Annotated in this window: 14 protein-coding genes; 3 read left to right on the forward strand and 11 right to left on the reverse strand. The window is 39.5% G+C overall.

Annotated elements, in window-relative coordinates; genetic code table 11:
* Window positions 1-3 precede the first annotated feature (3 nt).
* The 3 genes from glyS to KZA12_RS11130 form a co-directional block, all read right to left on the reverse strand.
* On the reverse strand, window positions 4-2,097 hold the full coding sequence (gene glyS, locus KZA12_RS11120) for a glycine--tRNA ligase subunit beta (protein ID WP_218690267.1): 2,094 nt from the start codon (window positions 2,095-2,097) through the stop codon (window positions 4-6).
* A gap of 9 nt (window positions 2,098-2,106) precedes the next feature.
* Window positions 2,107-3,144: a glycine--tRNA ligase subunit alpha gene (gene glyQ, locus KZA12_RS11125; RefSeq protein ID WP_218690268.1), complete on the reverse strand. Its 1,038-nt coding sequence runs from the start codon at window positions 3,142-3,144 to the stop codon at window positions 2,107-2,109.
* Window positions 3,145-3,479: 335 nt separating this feature from the next.
* Window positions 3,480-3,704, reverse strand: a complete 225-nt coding sequence (locus KZA12_RS11130) for a PspC domain-containing protein (protein ID WP_228730666.1) — start codon at window positions 3,702-3,704, stop codon at window positions 3,480-3,482.
* A 540-nt stretch (window positions 3,705-4,244) separates the two neighbouring features.
* On the opposite strand from KZA12_RS11130, the gene nadR reads away from it, so the two are divergent.
* The 3 genes from nadR (at window position 4,245) to KZA12_RS11145 (ending at window position 6,944) form a co-directional block, all read left to right on the forward strand.
* Window positions 4,245-5,300 (forward strand): multifunctional transcriptional regulator/nicotinamide-nucleotide adenylyltransferase/ribosylnicotinamide kinase NadR, encoded by a 1,056-nt coding sequence (gene nadR, locus KZA12_RS11135; protein ID WP_218690269.1) that lies wholly within the window; start codon window positions 4,245-4,247, stop codon window positions 5,298-5,300.
* 204 nt (window positions 5,301-5,504) lie between these two features.
* Window positions 5,505-6,254: a nicotinamide riboside transporter PnuC gene (gene pnuC / locus KZA12_RS11140; protein WP_218690270.1), complete on the forward strand. Its 750-nt coding sequence runs from the start codon at window positions 5,505-5,507 to the stop codon at window positions 6,252-6,254.
* A 234-nt stretch (window positions 6,255-6,488) separates the two neighbouring features.
* Entirely contained in the window at window positions 6,489-6,944 is a 456-nt protein-coding gene (locus KZA12_RS11145; RefSeq protein WP_201623480.1) for a DUF962 domain-containing protein, read from the forward strand.
* Between the two features lie 187 nt (window positions 6,945-7,131).
* Here KZA12_RS11145 and KZA12_RS11150 read toward each other — a convergent pair whose 3' ends face one another.
* From KZA12_RS11150 to KZA12_RS11185, 8 genes are all read right to left on the reverse strand, one after another.
* Entirely contained in the window at window positions 7,132-7,926 is a 795-nt protein-coding gene (locus KZA12_RS11150; protein ID WP_201623479.1) for a glucose 1-dehydrogenase, read from the reverse strand.
* Window positions 7,927-8,379: 453 nt separating this feature from the next.
* Window positions 8,380-9,276 (reverse strand): hypothetical protein, encoded by an 897-nt coding sequence (locus tag KZA12_RS11155; RefSeq protein WP_201623478.1) that lies wholly within the window; start codon window positions 9,274-9,276, stop codon window positions 8,380-8,382.
* Window positions 9,277-9,575: 299 nt separating this feature from the next.
* Window positions 9,576-10,352, reverse strand: coding sequence for a D-alanyl-D-alanine carboxypeptidase family protein (locus KZA12_RS11160; RefSeq protein WP_218690271.1), 777 nt, complete (start codon window positions 10,350-10,352; stop codon window positions 9,576-9,578).
* 79 nt (window positions 10,353-10,431) lie between these two features.
* On the reverse strand, window positions 10,432-13,614 hold the full coding sequence (locus KZA12_RS11165; protein WP_218690272.1) for a UDP-N-acetylmuramoyl-tripeptide--D-alanyl-D-alanine ligase: 3,183 nt from the start codon (window positions 13,612-13,614) through the stop codon (window positions 10,432-10,434).
* 473 nt (window positions 13,615-14,087) lie between these two features.
* Window positions 14,088-15,257, reverse strand: coding sequence for an HlyD family efflux transporter periplasmic adaptor subunit (locus KZA12_RS11170; RefSeq protein ID WP_201623475.1), 1,170 nt, complete (start codon window positions 15,255-15,257; stop codon window positions 14,088-14,090).
* A 2-nt stretch (window positions 15,258-15,259) separates the two neighbouring features.
* Window positions 15,260-17,536 carry a type I secretion system permease/ATPase gene (locus KZA12_RS11175; protein WP_218690273.1) on the reverse strand — a complete coding sequence of 759 codons (2,277 nt, stop codon included), beginning with the start codon at window positions 17,534-17,536 and terminating at the stop codon, window positions 15,260-15,262.
* A 131-nt stretch (window positions 17,537-17,667) separates the two neighbouring features.
* Window positions 17,668-19,167 (reverse strand): TolC family protein, encoded by a 1,500-nt coding sequence (locus tag KZA12_RS11180; RefSeq protein WP_218690274.1) that lies wholly within the window; start codon window positions 19,165-19,167, stop codon window positions 17,668-17,670.
* A 686-nt stretch (window positions 19,168-19,853) separates the two neighbouring features.
* The coding region (locus KZA12_RS11185) for an Ig-like domain-containing protein (RefSeq protein WP_218690275.1) at window positions 19,854-21,613 on the reverse strand (1,760 nt) is incomplete at its 5' end.

The raw sequence follows: 21,613 nt of genomic DNA on the forward strand, positions 1-21,613 counted from the left end.
TAGCTATAACTGCAGCTCACTAATATCAGCAACCGTCAAGAACAACGCCCGAACTTGCTTTAGCAGTGCCAAGCGATTGTTTTTAAGTGCTAGCTCTTCGCTATTGACCATTACCCCTTCAAAGAATTGAGTTAATGGCTCATCTAAGCTAGCTAGCGTTTGCAAGATCTGAGTGTAATCTGCTCGTGCCAGTAAAGGCTCTACTGCTGTCTGTGCTTGACTCACTGCCCGATATAACTCTTGCTCCGCAGGCTCTAATAATAATGACTCATCGACACTACTTGCTACATCAGATTCAGACTTAGCCAAAATATTAGCCACGCGCTTATTAGAGTCTGCTAGCTTTGATGCTTGCGGCAAGGCACTAAAGGCTTGCACCGCGCGAATACGCTGATCAAAATCCAGTGGCATATGCGGATTAATAGCTTGTACGGCTTGGATAGTATCAACGCTGACACCTTGTTCAGTATACATCGCCCGATAACGTGAATTCAAAAACGCCATTACTTGAGTAAGAGTATCACCCATTTTAGCGATTTTGCTGTCTTCGCCACTAGTATAGTTATTAACCGCTTGCTCAACTAGAGCAACCAAATTAATAGGTAGTTGCTTTTCGATCAAGATACGCAAGATACCAATAGCTGAACGGCGCAAGCTAAACGGATCTTTTGAGCCAGTAGGCGCTTGGTCGATAGCAAAAATACCTACTAAGGTATCTAAACGATCGGCTAAGGCCAAACATATTCCAATAGGGGTTTGTGGCAATACATCTCCACTAAATTTCGGTAAATACTGCTCTTCCAAACTAGCAGCAACCGCTTCAGGCTCATCATTAAGACGGGCATAATAAGTGCCAGCAATACCTTGTAATTCAGGGTACTCACCAACTAAAGAGCTGGCTAAATCAGCTTTGGACAAAATGGCCGCACGCACCGTTTCATTAATACTAATTTGCATGCCTTGCTGTTGCATAAGAGTAGCAATAAAAGCAGCTAGCTTAGCAATACGTTCAGACTTCTGCCAAATAGTACCGAGTTTATCTTGAAACACTCGGGTTTTTAGGTTTTCAGTTAGCGCAAATAATGGCTGCTTTTGATCTTGTAAGAAGAAGAACTCAGCATCGGCCAAACGTGGACGTACTACTTTTTCATTACCTTGTACAATCTGATTAGGGTCTTTGGATTCGATATTAGTGATAAAGATAAAATAAGGCTGCAGCTTGCCATCTTTATCAGTCAAGCAAAAATACTTTTGATCCGCTTGCATAGTTGAGATCAGCGCTTCTTGCGGTACTTGCAAGAACCTTGGCTCAAAGCTTGCGCGCAAGGCAATTGGGAAATCCACCAACGCCGTCACTTCATCCAATAATTGTGGTGGGACGATAGCATTAGCATTAACTTGATCAGCTAAGGCTTTGACTTGATTCTTGATCAGCGTTTTTCGCTTATCAAAATCAACGATGACCTTGAGACTTTGTAAAAACTCTTCATAGTTATCAGCATGGTCAATAGTATGGTAATCAGGACTATGGAAACGATGGCCACGTGTTTGCGTACCTGTTTGCTGACCTTGAATAACAGCTTCAATAACCTGATTATCTTGCATCAGCACTGCCCACTGTACTGGTCGCACAAACTCCTCTCTTGAGGCGCCTGAACGCATACGTTTAGCTATAGGCAACTGATCTAATGCCGTTTGTAATATTTGTGGCAATAATTCAGTGACCGCCTGACCAGTGACTTTTTGCTCATAGCCAATATAATCACCTTTATCAGTGTTAATAGTAATCAGCTCGCTTGCCTCAATGCCGAGACCTTTGGCAAAGCCGAGCGCTGCGCGAGTAGGGTTACCTTCAGCATCAAAAGCTGCTTTGATCGCTGGGCCACGTTTTTGTTCACTACGATCTGGCTGCTTGTCACTGATACCTTGAATCTGTAATGCTAAACGACGCGGCGCCGCAAAAGAATGGATACTATCGAAGCTAATATCAGCCTCATTTAATTGCTCAGTAACGCTAGCTTGTAGCGCGTCACGCAAGGTTTTTAGGCTCTTTGGGGGTAGCTCTTCACACCCCAGTTCAAACAAAATACTACTCATGGGATGCTCCTATTTATTATTATTGTTAGTATTGTGGTTAGCTTTTTTACTGTTTAACTTATTAGCATCAGCATCAGTACTGTCTACGTTAGACTTGTCTTTAGGTAGATACTTATCTAAAGCCGCCTGACGGTGTGCCTCATCAGCTAATGGAAAGCCTAACTTTGCTCTTGCTTCCACATAGCCCAATGCTACTTTACGTGCCAAAGTACGCACTCGTAGAATAAAACGTTGACGTTCAGTGACCGAAATCGCTCCACGGGCATCGAGCAAGTTAAAAGCATGCGAAGCTTTAAGAACCATCTCATAAGCAGGTAGTGGTAACCCTTCAGCGACCAATTTATCCGCTTGCTGCTCGTAAAAATCAAAAAACTCAGCCATCTTTGGCACATCAGCATGCTCAAAGTTATAAGTAGACTGCTCCACTTCGTTTTGATGAAACACATCACCATAAGTGACACGGCCGAACTCACCATCCGCCCAGACTAATTCGTAAACACTATCGACACCTTGAACATACATAGCCAAACGCTCAAGACCATAAGTAATCTCACCCGTAACAGGGAAACACTCAATACCGCCCACTTGCTGAAAATAAGTAAACTGCGTCACTTCCATACCATTGAGCCATATCTCCCAACCTAGACCCCACGCTCCTAATGTTGGCGACTCCCAGTTATCTTCCACAAAACGCACGTCATGAACTAAAGTATTAATTCCTATAGCTCTTAGAGAGTCCAAATACAGCTCTTGCATATTAGGGGGGTTAGGTTTGAGTACCACTTGAAACTGATAATAATGCTGCAAACGGTTAGGGTTGTCACCATAGCGGCCATCAGTTGGTCGACGTGAGGGTTGCACATAAGCGGCATTCCAACGTTCAGGACCTAAAGAACGCAAAAAAGTTGCGGTATGAAAAGTACCCGCGCCCACTTCCATATCATAAGGTTGTAATACTACACAGCCCTTTGAGGCCCAATAGTTCTGTAGAGTTAAAATTAAATCTTGAAAGGTCAATGTTTGGGTATTTGTAACTTCGGAAGTCATAGAGGAATCACTGTGGAATGAGTAAAATTAGACAAAACTAAAACCTATTTGTGCATAAGTAATGCAGTCTATTTGATAGCGTATCTGTTTAACCACCTACCTTACTAAAAAATGGCTATTTTATCTATATTTACAGCAATTAATTTATAGACGCTAAGCTTATACGCTAATTGATAGTAGAAATAAAATTAAAAAAAATACCCAGATGAATAAACATCTGAGTAGGAGGAAAGGTATGTCATGTCATCCTGTTTAGACAGGCTTTTTGTTTTTTAGCATCTAGTGATGCTATAAGATTACTTGGTCAAACTAGTAGACTGAGATTAAGACTTTTATTATTCATACGATTGAGCATTAGCATTAGGCATGATAATCCATAATATAATGTAAATTAAGATTCCGGGTACTGCCGCGCTTAAAGAAGATATAATCACGAACAACAAGCGTACCCAAGTTGGTGACCACCCTACATATTCTGCAACGCCACCCATTACTCCAGCTAACATGCGATTATTCTTAGAGCGATGTAACTTTACTAACTTGTTTGACGAGTTGGCCAAATCTTATACTCCTTATTATTCTACTTAACTTGCCAATAAGTATAGCAATCATTTCTACTATATCTGTTTAAAATGTAGGCGTACTTTGTGAATTTATGATAACTAAAGTTGCCATAGTCTGTCATTATGCCTTGTAAGTGGCTGATTCTAAATAGTTATTTCAAAATGTTTCAGAGTCCCTGTTGTTGCGCCTTTGTTGCCACTATTTTATACGGTTTAATTCAACCGGTTACAACACCCTTTATCCACTAGGCATCATTAACCATAAAACAGCTTATATTTTCACCGTCACTAATCATGATAATAAGAGTATTTACAATAACTCACCTGTATATCTATACAAACCTTTATACCATACCAATAAATAATGTTCATAATTGACGTTAATGAATGAGATTAATAAATAGCGCCAATAAATAACAATTATAAGTCACTCCTTAAAGTGATCTCTACTACTGTCTTTGATAAAGCTAACGGTTTAACCAAAACTGCTTGTAAGAAAACCAACCTATCATTTAAAACAAATTTTTAAGGATTATTATGTACGATACTGGTCTGATGATTGGACATTTTGAACCGCTACATTTAGGACAGATGCGCAGCATATTGGCAGCAGCAGGACAAGCCAAAAGCTTGCATATTGTCATCACTAAGCATCCATCCCCACACCCAGACTTTTATATTACTTTACAAGACAAGGCCCGCTGGCTACAGATGGCCTGTGCTAACCTACCCTTTATCCATATTCATACCACTAAAGAGATTGCCCTACCTTTACATGAGCGCTTTGATGATGTGATTATTGATATAGCAACTAGCAACTCTAAATTGCAACACTTAACGGACGCTTTGAGCTTGCCAAAGGATACTGTACTATTCGTCGCTGATAATCATCCTCTAGCGCAACCAGAGTTATGTGAGCAGTTATTGATGCCTGTCGCCACTACCCCATTGCAGCCAGAGTTTGACTCTTACGCCATTGCTCGTAATCCAGTAGCACATTGGTTAGCATTGCACCCACAAGCTCGTGGTAATTATACTAAGACTATCGCTATCGTAGGTGGTGAAAGCTCAGGTAAAACCACCTTAGTACACAAACTAGCCAATTATTATGGTGCTACTTTTGCGTTAGAGATGGGTCGGCTGTATGTAGGTACGGATTTAGGTGGCAGTGAGGTTGGACTGCAATATAGTGACTATGGCCCTATCGCCCTAAATCATGCCCAAGCGATACGGATAGCGACTGCCAACGCTACTGCTCCGGTAACTATCGTTGATACTGACTTTGTCACTACTCAAGCTTTCTGTGAAGAGTACGAAGGTCGTAACCATCCTCTCGTCAGTGCTTGTATTAATGAGTTTCAGTTAGACCATACTATTATGTTGGATAATAATACACCGTGGGTCGCTGACGGTATGCGCTCGTTAGGAGATACTGAATCACGAGGACGCTTTGAGCAGCGATTATTAGAGATTTTTGATCGTCATAATATCGACCCACACCTGATAGACAAGCCTGACTATGATGCACGTTATCAAGAGACAATCGCCTTTATTGATGAGCATATCTATGGCAAAACCGGTAAATCGATTTAGCAAAAAACTATAATAACTTATAATTTACAGCTTATAACAACTTATATAGTCGTCACTTGGTTAAGCAAAGACCTAACATATAAAGGTCTTAATAACGATTTCAAATTCAAATATAACTTTTAACATAATGCTAATTACGACTACTAAATACCATTTTGAGTACCATTCTAAGTACAACTTTAAGCAAAAATTTTGAGGATAATTATGCGCATTCAGCTATTGGACAATATTACTGGGAAATGGGCACTACAGTGGATAGTCACTTGGTTTATATCAGGAGTGCTAGCATTATCTGCAGGCTTTTGGTTGACTACTAATCATGAAACGCTGGATTGGTTTTATTTGGGCGTCTCTTTCGTAGGGTTAGTCTGTGTGGTATCACTGTCTTTTCGAAAAAACATCTTGGGTAACGGCTTTGGTATGGGCGCAACCGCTGGCGAAGTGGTAGTACAAGCGACAGCAGGGTCTGTTGGCTTAATGCTAGCACCACTATTTAACTTCTTCACTCATTTATACGGACTTTTCTACTGGACGAAAAACACTGATGCTGATGGTGATATGATTCCTAAATCAGCTAATAAATGGGTGTGGCTAATTACTGGTAGCTTTATGATTATTGGTTTAGCGCTATTTCCCACTGTTAATGATCTATTGACCAGCTATGGCTATGCCGTTGTAGAAGATGATAATAGTAAGTTTTTAGGCTTTATTTCATTCTTTTGGATTAACGTTATCGCTTTTATCATCTCCATTACCGCGCAGGCAGCGATGATCTTGCGTTACTCATTTAACTGGTGGCTATGGATTCTATCTAACTTCGTCTGGTTGACGGTAAACTTAATGTCTGGCAACTATATATTTGCCATTCAAACCATGGTTTACCAAGTAAACTCTTTTGTCGGACTCTATGAGTGGTATCGTAGCGAGCAAAACGCCCTAGAGAAAACAGTATAAAACCGAGTATTTAATTAGAGGGCCTAAGCATGCTCTACACGACCGTATAGGTTATGCTTACTCTCTAATGAATAGTCTTTAATAAATAGTTGCTATACCTAACACTATTAAAATAACACCTTATCAGTGTAACGCTTTACTAGATAATATAGTCAGCTATGTTAAATGATGCTATAACTGATAGCAGCATTTAGCTTGATCATTAATAGCTCTATCACTAACAAGGAGGTTAGTATGTCTCGTACTCGCCAACCCCGGATGTCTAAGCGCTCACTTGAACAGTGGCTTAGTGAATACGCAGTAAGTCATCAAAACCTTATTAATAAAAAAATCCACTGGCTATGCGTACCCGCTATCTTTGTCAGTATTTTAGGGATGGGCATGTCATTATCAGTATGGTTCACTCTAGTACTGAGCGCTTTGGTTTTATTGTTTTATATGCAGCTATCTACTCCCCTTTTTTTAGCGATGGGGTTGTTTATTGCTATTTGCTTAGCGGTAATGGCCAGCCTGCCTTTAGGATTTAAGCTTTGGGCGGGAGTATTTGTTATTGCTTGGATTGGACAGTTCGTCGGTCACAAAATCGAAGGCCAGAAACCTTCATTTTTCAAAGACCTACAGTTTTTATTAATTGGTCCAGCGTGGGTTATTAATAGTTTACTACCTAATAGAGCTTCTAAAAACACTTAGGCTAACAATCAGAACTTCTAGAAAAGTTGATTAAATACCAACAGCACACTCTTCGCTACTATCTCATAAATATCTCACAAATAAAAAAGCGCGGCCTCGCTATTAGTTTAATAACAAGGCCGCGCTTTTTACCAATTATCTATTAAAGCTTTCTTGAATAGCTGTATGAATCAAACACGGCAATCCATTATTGATCGAGTGTTTGCACACCACCACCGTTAACAAATATAGTCTGACCACTCACCCAAGTCGAAACTGGTGAGGCAAAATACAGCATAGCACCTGCTATATCATCAGCTTCACCTAAACGCTGAATAGGTGTATGTGCTAGCATTTTCTTTTCGATTTCAGGCGTTAATACTGTTTTTAAAGCGTCAGTACGAGTAGCACCTGGTCCGACAGCATTAATACGGACTTCTGGACCAAAGTCATGGGCTAAGTTAGCTACCATATGGTTCACAGCTGCTTTTGAGCTGGCGTAACCACTCATGCTTGGATCTTTATTGATACTTGACATAGAAGTTGTGAATACAATAGAACCATAGCCAGATTTTTTCATATGCGGTACGCATAATTGGCATAAGCGCCAGCCACTGAACACATTTAACTCAAAGTCACGACGAATATCATCGACAGATATTTTAGATGGGTTTTCACGACCACCACCACCACCGCCAGCGTTATTAATAAGAATGTTTATACTACCAAATTCTGCCATGACTTTATCGACCATAGCCACTAAGTCATCGTCTTTTAGAATGTTACATTCTATCGCTAAGCCTTTAACGCCTAGTTTTTCTATATCTTTGATAGCAGCTTGAGCATCCTCTAACTTTAAATCTGCAATGGCAATGTTTGCGCCAGCTTCTGCTAAACGTAAAGCCGTAGCTTTACCGATACCGTTAGCGCCACCAGTAACAATGGCGGTCTTTCCTGTCAAATCGAACAGTTCATCAAACTGCTTATGTTTAAATTCTTGCATAACAATACCTTATAATAATTATTGAAAAACGGTTATTAAATACTCAATGCTAAAAGCTTAGTTATTTCCGCCAATAGTTAGTCATTTACCTTGTATCGGTGTTAAACAATTATCTTAGCCTTTTTAACAAGCCACTCAATAATTATGCTCTGCTGCCCTAAAATTAGTGTGGCAAGTTGGCTAATTTTTGTAATATTTATTTATTCAATGCCTATAATAGTAACGATATTTTTGTAAAGGTTGATTTGACAATCAATTTGCTCTAACTGTATTTTTAACATAGCCTTCGACTCTCTCTATTTAAGCAGTTGCTCGTAGAGGCAGTGGCTCATAAACATAGTCCTAGCCTAATACTTTCATCGCTATACTCATAAATAGTTGTGAGACTGCTGGAAGATACTAACTAATCGGATCTTACCTTGATATCATCCGCAATCTAGCTCAGCTTTATTCTTATAAAGAAATATTAATAAAATGCTTTAACTCCTCTGACTGTTGCTCTACTGGTACGGTCTTATTAACTGCGTTTTGAACCGCTCTCCAGATATAAACATTATTGCTAGCAGCGCTCTTTTGATCTCTTTCTTTCCAGTTATAAGTATCCCAACCATTATCACTTGAGGCTTGTTTACTCTGTGCTTCAAGCTCTTCAAATAGTACTTTTATAAAAGAAGTACCATAGGCTTTATTGTCTTTAATGATGGAATCACCATTAGTATAAGCAGTGGCTTTTATAGAACGGGGAATATTAAACTCTTTTTTTTCGTCAACCAACTGAAACAGCCGAGTCCACATTGCACTTGCATTGTAGCTTAACTGCATAGTAGCTTCTAATTCCTCTAAATTCTGCGGTAAGCTTGCACTAATTCTTTTACCTAAGCCTTTATTTAATAAGGATTCAGACCACTGAGCAGTGCCTTCTGTTAACCATCTATTCTTAAACATAAAATAGCTGTTTTGATACATATGGAACAGTTCATGGGCAGGGGTTCCATTAGTAGCTTTTAACGTGGCTTTAAGCTTCATAGAAATATTACAGTCAAGAGTATCTAAGGCTTTATCGGCAGTAACTTCATCGTAACTCAAACCGTTACCGTCTATAAGCGCCATTATAACTTTAATATAATTAGCTCGCTGATAACGAGGTTTGTCCAATGGAGCCGTTAACCCTAGTACTTGTTGATAAAGCATATCCGCAGCTACTAATTGGCGCTGTAAATCAACAAGTTGATGATTAGATATAAGCGCTTTAGTTTCTGCTACTTTTTGACTATCGATTACAAATTTAAAATCACCTTTTTCTTTATATTTTTGGTCAATAAAAGATAATGGTTCATAAGCCTTCTTCATAGCGTGACACCTACCCTCATCTTTGTCTAAGTCACTATTTTTGCCATTATGATTGTCATTAGCAAAATTATGTCTTACAACAATAACTGTAGTGATTAGTATTAATAACACCAGCACTAACCTTAAGGTCTTCATATTATGTACTCGCCCATATAATAAGGTGAAAACCAAAAAATGCTTTAATCTTTATTCTAGTGAGCCTCATCATGCTATTAACCATTATTGCCACCTATATAACTAGCTTAGCCTGATATCAATATCAATATCGTGGTAACAAGTTGTCATATTTTTATAGCTCATCAACTTTCAGATGCTGTTAAAGAAGCATAATTATGCATAATTCTTTTAGATAGCTCATAGCAACTCTCTTGACTTTCAGCGCCCAACACAATGCTTATATAGTGCACATCCTCATCGATCCAACAGTTGATTAAATTGGACCCAATACCCACAAGATTACCTGTTTTCAGTCCTATGACAGCGGCATGAGAAAGTAGCAGTTTATTAGTATTAGAAACTTTTTTACCATTAAATTCAAAATATTTTAAAGAGCAGTAGGAAGCTAATGTGGTGTACTTGCTGACAAATACCTTTGCAAGCTTACTCATATCTTGGGCAGTAGTATAAGCACTTCTCTCAAGACCTGAACAGCTAGTATAATGGCTGTTCGTAAGGCCAAGCATATGTGATTTACGAATCATTTGGGGTATAAAATAGCTCTCACTACCAGAATGCCAACAAGCTAGTGCATAGGCAGCTTCATTAGAACTGGCGATCAAAGTGGATTGGATAAGCGTTGATAAAGAGATTTTTTCGCCTTTTTTATAGAACTTGTAGTAATCACTACTCTCTCTTAATAAGTCCACGGGCATTTCAATCAAAGTCACTGCAGGGTCGAGATTATCCTGTTTGATTTTATCCCAAGCTAGCATAACCGTCATCAACTTAGCCAATGACGCCATCATTTTTGTCGTTGTCGGCCGAATAGAGGTTATGAAACTTTGATTACTGATCTCGCTACTATTCAAGGTAAAGCTTTCAACTGATATAGCAGCGTTAGTATAGATACTTTGCATAATATAGTAGTCACCTTAGGAATATTATCATTCACAGTTGCAATATCGTCATTATTACTACTATCAAGTTCTAACTAGACTAAAATAGCTTATTCAAACCGATACTATTAGAGGCTTTGATAAAAACATGATCATTGCCTCTAATAAACTTAGGTAGTTGACTAGCCAGAGCTTTTGTATTTTTAAAATAATGAGATTCTATATCCGATTCTTGCAGCTCATCAGCCAATACTTTGCTGTGCTTACCAACCAAAATTAAATCTCTAAAACTCACTTTTTCAATGACAGTAGCCAACTCCAGATGATATTTTCGACTATCATTACCCAGCTCCAACATATCACCTAAAATCAGTATTTTATGCTGAGCAGAAATTGACGACTGCTCAAAGGCTATGAGTGCAGCACGCATCGATAATGGATTAGCGTTATAAGCTTCATCGTAAAGGGTAATGGGCATAGTATTATAAGTCTTCTTAACTATTGCCCCTCGCCCAGTGACAGGTGCAAACGTCTCTAAACTAGTAATAGCTTCATCAATAGATAACTGGTAATGGGCGACTACGGCTAAGATAGCTAGCGCATTTAATACCATATGCCGACCTTGTGCTGCCATATTAAGGGCATAAGTCTGATCATTAATAGCAATGTGCGCTTGCACATTTTTTTCATCATAGCTGAGCAGTTTTATCATAGCTTGCTGATGTTGACCATAGCTGATGATATGAATACCCCAACTATTTGCTAGGCCTTCAATCAAATTATATTGCTCAATATCTCGGCACACGACTGCTAAAGAGCCTGGTGCCATACCTTTGAAAATACGAGATTTTTTTAGGGCAATATTTTCAACGTTATAGTGATAATCAAGATGAGCTGGTGCAATATTGGTAATTACCGCGATATCAGGCCGCACCAAGTCAGTATTGATAGACATAGAGCCAATCGCCATTTCTAATACCCAATAGTTAATAGAATGAGACATACAAGATAAATTCCATGCTATCCCTACTGGTAGATTCGCACTAGACTCTGTATAACTGGCACCACCAAAGCCGTTTAAAGTGTGCGCTAACATATTGACTGTAGTTGTTTTGCCAGCACTACCTGTAACACCAATAATATGACCGTTGAAAGCTTGCCGGGTATAACGACCTATATCAATAGTCGCTTGACGCACATTGGAAACTTGCAGTACAGGAACGCCCATATCTTTATATGCTAATAGATCATCGGTAATAATCGCAGCAGCACCTTTTGTGACTAAAGATTCGATCGTATTTTTTGATAGGTAGCCTACTGCCATAGTTTTACCCCGAGCAACGATCACCTGATTAGGCTTAAAGCTAGGCGGCCAAATACAAACGCCTGTCGCCGACCAACTTTCTGCTGGTTCTGATAGCCATATTCCTTTAGTTGCCACTACTAGCGCATCAGCGGTTAACACAGAGGATTGTAAATGTGAGTTATCTAATTTTATGGACTGGACCTGAGTATTTTTACAGGCTAATTTTGGATAAGTTGTTGTTGCTAATAGTTGCTGATAAGCGATCAACCCTGATAGATAATGCTCGACATCATCTATGCGTACTCTAAACGAGTGGTGACGGATAAAAAAACCATGCAAAATCGTTTGCGGCGCTTTATAAAACATCGCTACCTCTGGAAAGAAAAAACCATTCAGTAGATGATTGGCACGGGCATGCAATGCCTGATAAAACCCTTGAATATCAAAACCTGCTAACACTTGGTGAAACTCTGGATGCTCGTCTAGCTTTAACAGCATTTTGTGAAATGCCATTGATAGCTCAAGCAGGGTCGGAAAAGTGGTAATGCGATTTTTTATAAAATCGGTATAGCCTGCAATATTATTGACTGCGAACTGAAAGTATTTCCTTTCAGGTTTGTAGATAACCAGCTCGTTTGAGCAGTACGATAGCCAGTGATCATGCGCTTGATCGTGCTTCGCGGCAATAAAGTAGTCAAACGCACGCGTCACGCAGCTTATCCAGCGCTCATCCTTAGTTAACCCATACAGACGCATTAGCGCGAATGCAGCCTCGCCATCATAATAGATGATGCGATTTTTGGCTTTAAGGGTTAAGTCTTTACTATGCAGCACATGTACAAAGCTGCCATCCTCTTGCTGCATCGCCAGAATGCCTAGCGCGAGCTTTTCTGCTAACGCGTGATAGCTATCGGCTTTTGGCGTATCCGTAAACACTTGCAAATACTTCACTAGTGCTAAGATAGCCACCGCATTTGCGCCTAGTTTAATCTCTCCCCCCGTATCAACAACATAGGCTTTGTCATCATAAGTCTGCATCAGCTGATGGATTAAATAGCCCATTGCTTTGTCGATGTCGCTTTGCATTTGCCTTAAGCTTGGTTTTACAGGCGTTGCTGATGACACGCTTACATCGTTGTTAGTATCATCTACTGTTGACCTGTCAAACTTACAGCAAGCCTCATAGCCTTCTATCAGCGCATAAGTACTACTGGCATGACGTAAGCTATTATAAGTATCTATCGTGCGACCAAAGCAGGGAAAATGACCATAAACATATTGGCCTGATGGCTGGACTTGTTTGGACAGGTACTCTGTAGCCATCTTGATTATAGGCTGAGTAGTCTTTGCTGATAAGGGCAATAAAGTGCGATGACCTTTGAAACGTGGCTGGGTCTCAAGGTTGTAATATTCTCCAGTTTTTCCATCAATAAATATACCAGCAGTATTAAAGTTAATCACGGCTAAATCATCATTGAAAGCAGGCAATTGGCTGACACCATGACGGGCGATAAAGTAGCGGTTAAAATTAGTGGTATTTACGCCAGCATGTGAGATTGAGTTACCCATATACAGACAAGCATTAGCATTCATCTCCATCTCGGAAAGCAACAACCAAGGCTCACGTATTCCTGTAAAAGCAATACCAGAGCGATAATAGTTTCTCTTAAACTTTCTAAGATCCTGCTGAAATTCTTTCCACGTTGTAGATGATGCTTGGGTAATCCATTCAAGCCTTAGCCAAGTAATAGAGCCTGTAAACTTTACTGATAATTTCTCTATTTTTGCGATAACTACAGTTATTATTTTTTCAAAATTAGCAAATCTGTCACTGCTATTGGTTATAAATTTAGCACTGCCATCATTGTTCTCTAAACCTTCTACTGTCAATAAATCTTTCATAATAAACGAGATGGTTTTAGCTCTTTTATGACCATCGGATACAGACAGAATAAAAGTGTTAGGTAGAGTATCCATAACTCTATCCTTTATTTTTCCATTATCACTTATTTGACTAAGATGAGTTTGCAGCCAGTTGTCATAGATAGCCGCAAGGTTAGCTTTCAAATAGTTGATTAAATTATTATGATTATGGTCTTTATAAATATCACCCTTCTTAGCTAGTATATCTGTTCGCATTTTTAGCATCCTCAAACTAACGAAGAAGAGCAGTAGCAAACCGTGGGTGATAATATACTTAGCTATTCGAATATATCTTTAACCATCATCACAGTAAGTTTGCAATTGCAGAGTATATGCACTTGTGCATATATACAAGATAGCAGATTTATACCTTATATGGCAATAAATGAATATTATCTCTGCGGCTTAGTCAATATATAGCTAGCCTGATAAGCGATCAACAGCGCATGTCCAGATGAACTACTTTGTTATTAACAAAATTAAAATTAAGCTAGCTATTACCTAGAAATTAGCTTTTTATCAGTGATTTAGCGTTCGCCTAAACCTTCTGATAAGGTCTTAGTAATGGGCTTAGTTAGGTAAGACAACACGGTGCGCTCCATTGCCTTGATATCAACAGATGCCGTCATACCGGGCTTAATGACGATTTCATCACTACCCTTTTTGAACTCAGCCCCAGTGATCCTAATCAATACTCGATAATAAGGTTCTTCTCCTTTAGGTGTCTGCTCCATCAAAGTATCTGGGCTGATGTAATTGACACTACCAGTCATCGCACCGAAGATGGAATAATCATAAGAGTCAAGCTTTACAGTAGCATCTTGACCTTCTTTGACATAAGCAATATCAGTAGGTCTTACTTTGGCTTCAACGATTAAATCACTACTAGTGGGCAGAATTTGCATAATGATTTCTCCAGGTTTGACCACTCCACCAATAGTAGTTACGTTAATATTTTTTATCTTGCCTGCAGTTGGTGCCATGAGACGCTTTTCTGCTAATACTTGTGCTCGATCACGCAATAGTTCTATTTCGACATCTAGCTCTTCTTGTGCCTTAGTCATTTCTGCTTGCGCTTCCTCAAAATACTTATTCTTTTTATTACTAATCTGAGCTTCAATATCAGCAACTTGACGGTTTAGCTTAATAACATCGGCTTGACTGACATCGCCATATTCTAATAATGGCTCATTCATACTTAACTCTCTATCAGCCAATGCTAGCATTTTTTTTAGAGATGAAACCTCTTCATTGATGGCCTGACGTCGTCGATTATATAGTGCCGTTTGGTTCTGGATATAGTCAGAATAGCCTTTTATATCGTCAGGAAATACTAAAGACCTCTCAAATATCTCAGCATTTAAGCGTGACAATCTGGCTTTTAATGCCGCCATCTTAGAAGCTGAATTATCTACAGCAGCTTGAGCACGTTCCTCTTCTAAAACTACCAATAGCTGACCTTCTTTAACCTCCTGACCTTCTACTACAGCCAGTTGAGTCAAAACACCGCCCTCTGATGCCTGAATCTCTTGAGTACGAGCACTAGCTATCACCGTCGCTTTGGCCCGAGTCACTTGATCAATCTTGGCGAATGATGCCCATACAAGTAACGCTATAATACCGATAACGCCAATCCAAATACTCAATCTTGAGCGACCAACTTTGGGTGTAGTGGGTGTATATTTATATTCTGCCATAATTATTTCCCTTGTTGGTCTATAGAGTTTTTGGCTATCACAGGCTTTGCTACATTCTGTATCTCACTCGGTTGCTTAGGTTTATTAGGTACCTTGTCTTGTCTTCTAAGTGCATCAAGTACGACCTGTTTTGGACCATCGATAATGATGCGTTGATTGTCCATAATAATTAGTCTATCAACCAATTCTAATAGCACGGACTTATGGGTTGCCACTATTAAAGTTTGACCTTCTATTAGCTGTTGCTTGAGCACTTGTAGACAGCGCTGCTCTTGTTTATTGTCCATTGAAGCGGTAGGCTCATCTAACAAGAATACGTCAGGTTTAGTTAGTAATAGTCTAGTGAACGCCACCAATTGCTTTTGTCCTCCTGATAATCCTTTACCCCCTTCACTAATAGGTAGATCAAGCCCGCTTGAGTGACTAGCGACTAAATTAATCAGTCCTGTTCTATTTATTACTTGTTGCAGAACATCATCGTTAGGGGCTGGCATACCAATCAATAGATTCTCTCTTAAGGTTCCTTGAAATAGCCGATGATCTTGCTGTAAGTAACCTAGACGCTCACTTAAAGTTTCTCGGCTAATCTGTTGGATATCTAAACCATCCAATAAAACTCGTCCTTCAGTAGGCGCATAGAGACCTGATAGCACTTTTAACAAGGTAGACTTTCCAGAGCCAATAGGACCTAAAATAGCAATACGCTCGCCTGGTCGAATCGATAGCTTCTGCACATTGATAGCTGATCTATCATTATCTTGGTAATTAAATACTAAATTTTCACATAGATAATTACCTTTGATACTAGTAGGTGATAAAGGATAAGTAATATTATGATTGTCTTGTTCTAGTTCAAACAGCGCTTCAATATTGACCTTAGCGGCTTTAGCATGCGCATATTGCACCAGCAGACCAGGTAATGCCATAACTGGGGCTAGTACTCTGCCCCCTAGAATTGAGCAGGCAATAAGGCCACCCATAGTCATATCCCCTCGTATGACTACGAAAGAACCTACAATCACAATACTCACATAGCTCACCTGCTGTAGCATTTGAGTAAAATAACTGAGATTGTCATTAGCATGCTTCATATCCAAATCATTTTTTATAGTAATGCTCATAACATCAAGCCAACGCGATAAGAATTTCCAGCTCCCTGCCCCAGCTTTAATAGTCTCAACCCCTTCTACTGTCTCTACTAACAACCCCGTTTTATAGTAAGAAGCAGAAGCCCCTTCAGCAGCGATCATGTCTATGCGTTTACGAGCCAATAGACCCATAGTAATAGCTAACACAGCAGCGATGACTGGGACTACCGCTACTAAAGGTGAACCAATAAACGCTATTAAAGTAACAAAAATAATAGTCATCGGTAAATCAACGAGACCAAATAAAGTACTAGCGGTGAAAAAACTACGCACTTGCTCATAGCCGCGCAATTGTGCGGCCATAGAGCCCACCGAACCTGGCAGTTGATCAATTCGCACTTTTAATAACCGTTCAAATACTTCTCGAGATAAATATTGATCTAAACCGATAGCCACCTTATCCATTATTCGAGCACGCGCAAACTTCATAAAAGCTTCGAACATAATTATTAGCAACACTCCACTCGCTAATATAATAAGCGTGTATTCACTACGCGTTGGTATGACCCGATCGTAAACTTGCATAGAAAACAACGACACAGCGAGTGCTAGCATATTTATTAAAAAGCTGGCCACAATAGCTTCGGCGAAAATACCTTTATAGTTACCTAAATCTGACTTGAGTAAGTCGTTAAATGAGGACTTGCGCTGCTTTATGTGCTCATCAGTTAAACGAATCCGTAATATTAGCTCTAAATCATCAATACTGCTCAATGTCTGGCTGTTTTCTTGGCGAAAGTTCCAAGTTCCTTGCGGTGTTTGATTATTGATGATGCCCCAGCCGATATCACTTCTATAAGCCAATAATGGTAAAAATGCTGCATCTGGTTGCGCTAATATTTTAGGTATATCGTCTATACCAATGCCATTTAGTACAGCAATAACCCTGCCCAATTGGTGAACGTTTTTGCTTGGCTTAGCTGACATATCGCTATGACGCTCCACCATGTCATGCAGACGGATATTGTCTATAGGGTATCCTTGTTGGCTAAGTAAATATCTCAATGCATCGGTCAAAGTCTGTATCATCTCACAGCCCCTATCTTGCTGGTGCTTCTTGAGATCTATAGCATTAGTTATAGATGAGGATGCTGATACTAATATAGGTGTAGACGATAAATTTTCGCTCATAAGAATCACTTATTAATTATCTAAGAATAATCAAAATTCGCTATAGGTGTCTTTTTAGCTATCTTTTATTGACTGCTTACTTTTTATTTTGGCTTTATGATTTTGCGCTATCGACCCTTTGTTGCATTGCGTTACTCAAATATGGGCGTAATATTATAATTATCATCAACTATCAGAAGCTCATCATTACCTAGCTTATACTCTGCAGCAGCTGGTAACTTAACGTCCCTATAACTGTCCTGTAACTTTGGCTTATAGCCAAGCGGCAGACTGGGAAATCTTCGACTTTGAATGGTTTGAAAGTCTGTTTTATCGATATTTTGATCTTGGCTGTTTAACCACTCTCTTACTGGATCTAACGAATTGAACAACCGCACTGGTTGACGATTGACATTAAAGTCTTGCCATTGCATCACGCCAAAATCGACTTGTAGATTATAAAAAGACGCTAATAACGTAGTACGTGTTTGTACCAATTGCACTTGATAGTCACTGTGTTCACGAACGGCATTAAGTACCTCAAGCCAAGACTTGCGACCAGCTATAAACTGACGCTGATAAGAGCTAACTACGATTTGAGCCCCAGCTACAGCCGCCACTAACGAGGTCTCACGATCACGAGCACTAATGAACTGCTGATACTGTACTTGTATATCTTCAATTACATTGCGTCGCGCCGCCTCTTGGTTTTGTATTAAGCTATCAACCTCAGCTTGCGAAGCACGTGCTAATGCTAAATTAGAAAATCCAGCGCCTGGATCATAGCTCAGTCCTAAAGAGAACTGACCCTCATTGCTATTATCTTGATGATAATAAGTATGTTCATATTGCGCATAAATGCTTGGATATTTAGCTGCCTGTCGGGCTTTTACATTTTGCTTAGCTGACTCAACCTGAAAATGTTGTTTAATAACGATTGGATTGTAGAAACTGGTTAGATCAAATGCCATTTTTTCAAAGTTAATCGATTGCTGCTTGGCTTGATTAACCAAAAACTTGATATCAGGTAAAGTGTTATCAATATTTTCCGCTAGCCTTTCTCCAATAATTTGCTCAAGTCTAGCGACCGCTATACGTTGCTGTTCTACAGCTGCCTGATAGGCTGTTTGCTCTTGCAAGATACGGTTAGTTACCAAATCTAATTCAATACGTGCTGACACTCCTTGATTGACACGGCGTTGCATTGATGCATCAAATCCGCTGAGCTGGTTGAGGGTTTCTGAATGAATATTCTGCTGTGCAAGCGCCTGAATATAGTCTTTCCATGCTCCAATAGCTATTTTGGCGACTGTGTTTTGCTGCTCGTAGATATTCTCAACTGCCGCTTTATCATCGAATATTGCTTGATTGACATTGGCAGTCAACTCACCTCCTGTCCACAAGGCCTGACGTAGGGTAATTTGCGATATAAAATCACTTTCATTGTCATAACCAGAAGAAACACTAGGTGTAGGTAGCAAATTTAACTTAGCAGCAGTAATACCCTCAGTTGTTGCTTGCTGACTGGCACGAGCTGACCCTACTAACGGATGTGTCTGAATAGCTTGTCCAATCAAACTATTAATTTGGATGTCATTTACTACGGCTTGGGTCGAAACTGTTAAATATAGACCTACTAGTAGCAACATCATGCTTTTGAGTAATAGCAAAATGCAAGATGAATGTTTTCGCTTCGATAGGCTTGTTATATTATATTTCAACAGGAAACCCTATATATCCGTTTTCGTTAATATTTAGTTTCATGTTCTAAACCTTACTAAAAATTAATACAGAATACAATAAAAAAATTAATTAAAAACCTAAATAAATAATACATATAATGAGATAATCCACTTATAGGTAGTTAAATCAAAATCATAATACAGTCATAAAAATTTAAAGTAAAATATATAATATAGATAATTAATAGATTCTATTCTTAGAAATACTATTTTTAATAATCATGAATAATAATCGTATTTAGGAAGCCATTATTAGAACTTAACATATTAATATAATTGATTTTTTTATATTGAATACCTAATAAATAAATTTAATATATTCTAAATTATTACCTTAAATTAGTTATGAAAAAAATCTGTTAAAATTTTAAAGTTAGTTCATACTTATCTAGATAAATTAAGATGACTAAATATTTATTAATATAATCCAAGTGTTTTAGCACTATTAATTTGACTAGTATCTTTATATCAATATAAGCTATTTTAACCAATAGATTTATATTAATTTCTAAGATTTGATCTAAATTTTTGAACCATAAAAAAGCGCCTTCATTATGAAGGCGCTTTTTTAAATTAGAGATTTAGTAGACAAGATATTAACCAATATAGGGTGTATTAGCTATGTTGGCTAGATTATCCCAGTCTGCTATGTTACTAGCAATATCAGTACCGACTGGAGCAGTATGATAAATACCAGTAATTATTGCTTCTTCGTTAGTATTATGAACAATTGGCACAGGCGTTTGCTCAACTTCTTGCCCAGTAAATGCTAACGTTGTGTTGCCATGATCATCCGTTTTGATGTCGACATATTGAGTATGGTTACCAACAATGTCTATGAGATCGTTTAGAACAATGTGATGGTCCATGCTATCCATGATAAAGCTATTCGAACTGTCATCAAAGGTAGCTAACATATCAAAATTTAAGGTGCTTGACTCTTCTATAGCCCTCGTATCTTCCAAATCATCAGAGGCCATATCATTAGCCATTTCTAAATTATCATAGAAGCTTGTTTGTGCAACAACTGGAGCTGGGAATTCACTAATAATATCAATCGTTAGTGTTGCAGAATCAGTCTTACCATTAGCGTCAGCAATCGTATATTCAAAATGATCCGTTTGACCAATTACGTTAATATCTTCATTAGGCATGTAACTATAAGCCCCATTAGGGTTTATGACTAAAGTGCCATAGTCACCTTCGATAGTGCTAACAGCAATAATCGTTTCACCGTTAACATCGGTAATCACTGTCGAATCTGTTACAACGTCATTTTCATCGATGACATTGCCATGGATTGATGCTGCACTGACCTCACCAGGCGTAGATGGGTCGAAGAGATCAACTTCTGCTTTGACCTTTGTGGTGCCAAATACTCTGACGCCACCTGATCCACCTATGACCCGATAATGACCTGCATCAAGATCAGGAAGCTCAACTTCAGCTTTTCCACTACCAATCCCAATAAGAGTAATAAGCCCACCATCACCTAAACGGTCGATAGTTTCGTACCTTCCAGTATCTTCATTTAACTGCTGAACAACGGCTTTAGCACTATTGAAAACACCAAATAAGCTACTGTTACTGACAGTGATTGTAGCATCACCAGTTAGTCCATCCGCTATAGAAAAGTTTGCAACTGGATTGCTACCAAAGCTCAACAAGGTGAGTGCGCCTAAACCTAAAATTGAAAACTGACTATCTGAGTCGTGCACTGAGCCAACATGTGCTGGCGATACATGGATCTCAGCTGTCGCAAAGTCGTCCACAGCGTCACAATCAGCATCAGCATCAGCATCAGCATCGGCATCAGCATCGGCATCAGCATCAGCATCAGCATCGGCATCGGCATCGGCATCGGCATCGGCATCAGCATCAGCATCGGCGTCAGCATCGGCGTCAGCATCAGCATCAGCATCAGCATCAGCATCGGCATCGGCATCGGCATCAGCATCAGCATCAGCGTCAGCGTCAGCATCAGCGTCAGCATCAGCATCAGCGTCAGCATCAGCGTCAGCGTCAGCATCGGCATCGGCATCGGCATCGGCATCAGCATCAGCATCAGCATCAGCATCAGCATCAGCATCGGCATCAGCGTCAGCATCGGCGTCAGCATCGGCGTCAGCATCGGCGTCAGCATCGGCATCAGCATCAGCATCAGCATCAGCATCGGCGTCAGCATCGGCATCAGCATCAGCATCAGCATCGGCATCAGCATCAGCATCGGCATCAGCATCAGCATCAGCATCAGCATCAGCATCAGCATCAGCATCAGCATCAGCATCAGCATCAGCATCAGCATCAGCATCAGCATCAGCATCAGCATCAGCATCAGCATCAGCATCAGCATCAG

The organism is Psychrobacter sp. BF1 (genome assembly GCF_019279065.1).
In the GTDB taxonomy this organism is placed as follows: Bacteria; Pseudomonadota; Gammaproteobacteria; order Pseudomonadales; family Moraxellaceae; genus Psychrobacter; species Psychrobacter urativorans.

Excerpts from the sequence above, each read along its gene's own strand:
- glyS (WP_218690267.1), bottom strand. The coding sequence starts at position 2,097 with ATGAGTAGTATTTTGTTTGAACTGGGGTGTGAAGAGCTACCCCCAAAG.
- glyQ (WP_218690268.1), bottom strand. The coding sequence starts at position 3,144 with ATGACTTCCGAAGTTACAAATACCCAAACATTGACCTTTCAAGATTTA.
- nadR (WP_218690269.1), top strand. The coding sequence starts at position 4,245 with ATGTACGATACTGGTCTGATGATTGGACATTTTGAACCGCTACATTTA.
- pnuC (WP_218690270.1), top strand. The coding sequence starts at position 5,505 with ATGCGCATTCAGCTATTGGACAATATTACTGGGAAATGGGCACTACAG.
- KZA12_RS11145 (WP_201623480.1), top strand. The coding sequence starts at position 6,489 with ATGTCTCGTACTCGCCAACCCCGGATGTCTAAGCGCTCACTTGAACAG.
- KZA12_RS11150 (WP_201623479.1), bottom strand. The coding sequence starts at position 7,926 with ATGCAAGAATTTAAACATAAGCAGTTTGATGAACTGTTCGATTTGACA.
- KZA12_RS11155 (WP_201623478.1), bottom strand. The coding sequence starts at position 9,276 with ATGAAGAAGGCTTATGAACCATTATCTTTTATTGACCAAAAATATAAA.
- KZA12_RS11160 (WP_218690271.1), bottom strand. The coding sequence starts at position 10,352 with ATGCAAAGTATCTATACTAACGCTGCTATATCAGTTGAAAGCTTTACC.
- KZA12_RS11165 (WP_218690272.1), bottom strand. The coding sequence starts at position 13,614 with ATGGATACTCTACCTAACACTTTTATTCTGTCTGTATCCGATGGTCAT.
- KZA12_RS11170 (WP_201623475.1), bottom strand. The coding sequence starts at position 15,257 with ATGGCAGAATATAAATATACACCCACTACACCCAAAGTTGGTCGCTCA.
- KZA12_RS11175 (WP_218690273.1), bottom strand. The coding sequence starts at position 17,536 with ATGAGCGAAAATTTATCGTCTACACCTATATTAGTATCAGCATCCTCA.
- KZA12_RS11180 (WP_218690274.1), bottom strand. The coding sequence starts at position 19,167 with ATGATGTTGCTACTAGTAGGTCTATATTTAACAGTTTCGACCCAAGCC.